The sequence below is a fragment of the Streptomyces sp. NPDC127092 genome (assembly GCF_042722475.1).
GTDB lineage: Bacteria > Actinomycetota > Actinomycetes > Streptomycetales > Streptomycetaceae > Streptomyces.
The window spans coordinates 1-1,060 of the sequence record NZ_JBHXFE010000404.1; the positions used below are offsets into that span (position 1 = coordinate 1).

At 58.4% G+C, this 1,060-nt stretch carries 2 protein-coding genes; both read left to right on the forward strand.

The genetic code is table 11. The annotated features are described in order from the left end of the window. Positions 1 to 469 (forward strand): DUF6318 family protein (locus ACFWJO_RS40835; protein WP_386873467.1); only part of this gene is annotated, 469 nt, incomplete at its 5' end. A 137-nt stretch (positions 470 to 606) separates the two neighbouring features. Next, a partial coding sequence (locus ACFWJO_RS40840; protein ID WP_386873469.1) for a hypothetical protein occupies positions 607 to 1,060 on the forward strand: 454 nt, incomplete at its 3' end.

Here is a 1,060-nt window from a genome sequence, read left to right on the forward strand (position 1 = left end):
GTCTGCCGACGGTCCCGCTCAGAACGTACCCAAGCCGAAGATGCCCGCCGCCATGAAGGAAGAGACCAAGGAGGGCGCCGAGGCGGCGATTCGCTATTTCTGGGAGGCGACTTATTTCCTGCAGCAGACGGGTGAGCCCCAACCTCTGCAAGAGGTATCAGGCAAGACTTGCAAATTTTGCGAGCAGTACAAGCAGTCAATGACAGGTCTATATGAGAACGACGGATGGATGTCTGGCGACGGCCCAAGCATCACCTCCATGGCGACCCAGCCATCTACAGACGGATATATAGCAACACTTCTCATCGATCTGAGCCCTGAGACTGCCCGTGACTCCAAGGGAAAAATTCTTCCCGGCGGAGAGGTTTCAGCCTCACCTGAAAGTCCGTGGATTGCAGAACTTTCCTACTCAAGTGACCTTGGACATTGGGTCGTAGACAGCATGACGCTCGAGTCTCCAGCCGGATGACCAGCATGAAACCTAGGCTTTTCCTGTGCGGTTTCGCTCTTACCTCCCTGCTCCTTACTGCACAGCCCGCTGCCTCCGAAGAACCCGTAGTCAAATGTGGCACCCAGGGAAATTCCTATGGAATAGGCGACAACGCCGTGAAGTCTGAAGTAAATTGCACCGATCCGTCGGAGATTTCTTCACCTGGAACAGACGGTGCAAACTCGTCGGCTCCCGTGGCATCCCACCTAGAGCACAAGACGGTCAGTGCGTGCATCCCAGGGCAGCTCGGCAACTCGGATTTCGAGAGCTGCCGAGAGCAGGAGGACAACTTCTGCCCCGAGGGTTCATGGATCCGGGCGCAGACCATAGACACCCGTCAACCTGATGCGAATCCCGTCTATGGCGCCCCCAAATGTTGGACGGCCAAGGCCTCCAGCAACGGCGCCCCGCCCGTCTCCATCGACGAGGTCCGCACGCTCCTCGTGCTGGAGCCTGAGATCCGGTCGGACAACGGCGGACGCGGGATCCGCAATGCGGAGACGAACTTCTACGCAGACGCCGAGACGCGCACGCTCGTCACCACCCTCAATGGGGTCGAGGTCGAACTCC